Annotated in this window: 1 protein-coding gene and 1 pseudogene; both read right to left on the bottom strand. The window is 47.6% G+C overall.

Annotated elements, in window-relative coordinates; translation table 11 throughout:
- Positions 1-452 (bottom strand): annotated as a pseudogene (locus B9T16_RS27765) (hypothetical protein); the annotation flags it as partial.
- A gap of 103 nt (positions 453-555) precedes the next feature.
- The coding region (locus B9T16_RS27760) for an Ig-like domain-containing protein (protein ID WP_410246296.1) at positions 556-2,542 on the bottom strand (1,987 nt) is incomplete at its 5' end.

The raw sequence follows: 2,542 nt of genomic DNA, 5'->3' as shown, positions 1-2,542 counted from the left end.
GGTGCGGGAGTTGGTGCGGGAGTTGGTGCGGGAGTTGGTGCGGGAGTTGGTGCGGGAGTTGGTGCGGGAGTTGGTGCGGGAGTTGGTGCGGGAGTTGGTGCGGGAAACTCAAAACCCTCTGGTCGAAAGAGAATTTCCCCGCCACCACCAGGTAAAGTTTCTCCGGCTTGTCCGGTGAGGCTTTGCAAGCCTGAGTCAGTTTGTTCAAGATAAACAATGGAACTGGTAGCGATCGAAACAGCTTGTAAAACTGGTTGTTCAGGAATAAATAAGAGTTCCCCATTGGCTCCGGTCATGGTATCCCCGATCGCCCCCCCAAAGGTTTGAAATTTACCAGGAATGGGGTCAGCGGGAAAAATTAATTCAATATTATTAGTGCTTAGTAGACTATTACCGGGAATAACTCGGCGAGATATGAGAGCGAGGGTGGTCGGGATATTAACACCAGTCATAATGGGACTCCTTAATAGTGATCAAGTATTAGGGGGAAGATGGAAACAGGGGAGGATATGGGTTTAAGTGTTCTCCCCTGGTTTGGTAAATCAGGAACTATGGCTAGATAATAGTGAAATCATTAGAGCCGATAATGGTACTAATGTTATCCGTCGAAGGATCAATTGATTCCAGAATAGCCAAGTCAAAGGCGGGTAAACTGTCATCAGATAAGTCCGGGTCAAAACCGAGAATATAGTTACCTCGGAAGCCTTGATAGGTGAGGTTATTCCGGTAGAGGAACAAAGCGGAACCGCCATCTGAACCCCTTTGATTTTTGAGAGCGGCGTTAACGGCTTGAATATTATCAAAGGTGTCTTGGAAGATAATTAATTGTCGTCCGCTAATGTCAGTACCTTCTGAGCCGAGAGCGCTAATGATAGCGCTTTGGAGGGGTGCGGCGGCGGTGCCAACGGTGGGAACTAACCCCTCAAAATTGTTTTCTCCAGACAGAATTAAGAAGCGATCGTTTCCTGGATCTTTAAAATCAGTAATAATATCGACTCCCTCGCCGGGGTTGAGGTAGTAGAAGACATTGTTACCGGAATCTCCTGTGAGTAGGTCAGAACCGGCTCCCCCAGATATGGTATCATCTCCACTGCCACCATAGAGGGTATCATTGCCACTGTCTCCAAAGATGAGGTTGTTACCATCACCACCATAGACCTGATCGTTACCTGGTCCAGCAAATACGGTATCATTACCTGGTCCGGCTATAATCGAATCATTCCCAGCGCCGCCAAAGATGCTGTTATCACCAGCACTTCCCTCAATGGTGTCGTTACCTTCACCACCAAACAGGGTGTCATCTCCTTTGCCGCCAACGATAGAATCGTTACCCAGTCCACCAAAAATGGTGTTATTACCAGAGCCACCAATGAGGGTATCATTGCCCGGTCCTCCTTGAATTAGATCTCGACCAATTCCACCCCAGATGAAATCGTCGCCGTCATCTCCAAATAATTGGTTATCGCCTCGCTCAGTAATTATGGTGTCATCACCATCACCACCAAAAATGGTATCGTTACCTGTGCCACCAGTGAGGGAGTCATTACCAACACCACCACTGAGTAAATTACCATCATCACCGCCGATAATGGTATCGTCTCCACCTTCTCCAAATAGGCTGTTAATTCCACTACCACCAATGATGGAGTCGTTACCGGGTCCACCAAAGATAGAGTCGTTACCTTCGTTACCCAATAGGGTATCGTTTCCTTCTCCACCATCAATGACATCATTACCACTTCCCCCCACTAGGGAGTCATTTCCCGGACCTCCTTCGAGGATATTTCGACCGCCAACACCCACAAGGGTATCATTACCACCAAATCCTTGAATGTACTCACTCAAGGCTGTACCAACTATGTTGTCATCTTCATCAGTTCCCTGAATGAAGTCATCCACGACTGAGATACTAAAGATTTGCTGGGGTAAGGTGGCGACACTATCTGTGAGTCGGAATACTAAATCATCTACGCCAGACTCTCTACCAGAGGTGTAGATAATAGCACCAGTATTAATGCTTTCTTGGCTAAATCGATCGCCAGTTCTAATGCGATCGGTGGAGGTGGTCCCCAATCTCTGCATAATACCAGCTTGAGGCTCTCTTAATACCTCATAAAATACCTCAGTCGGAAGATTGTCTGGGTCTTCGGCAAATAGGTTATTAACTGTGATGGTTTGTTGCTGAGTTGGCAGTAGGATAATCCCGCGATTAACTACTAATTCTGGCGGTTGATTAACCTGTATAAATACAGTGGCTTGGGCAGTGTTACCACTACCATCAGTTATGGTATAGGTAAAGGTTTCCGGCTCTACAAAGCCAGGATTAGGAGTATAAGTAAATGTTCCGCCTCTGGGGTCAGCAGGACTTTGGATTAAGCCCCCCCCAGTGGTCATGGTAAATTCAATCACCCTAATAGGTTCCCCTTCAGGGTCGCTATCATTGGCGAGTACGTCAAAGGTCACTGGTTGGTTTACCCCTCGTCTCACCCGGTCATCAACTGCGTTAGGTGGCAAGTTGATAGGGGGTGGGGGTGGCGGAAGT

This window comes from Arthrospira sp. PCC 8006 (genome assembly GCF_046480465.1).
Taxonomy (GTDB): Bacteria; Cyanobacteriota; Cyanobacteriia; order Cyanobacteriales; family Microcoleaceae; genus Limnospira; species Limnospira platensis.
Note: the sequence above shows the minus strand (reverse complement) of the source record. Positions and strands in the feature narration are given on the sequence as shown.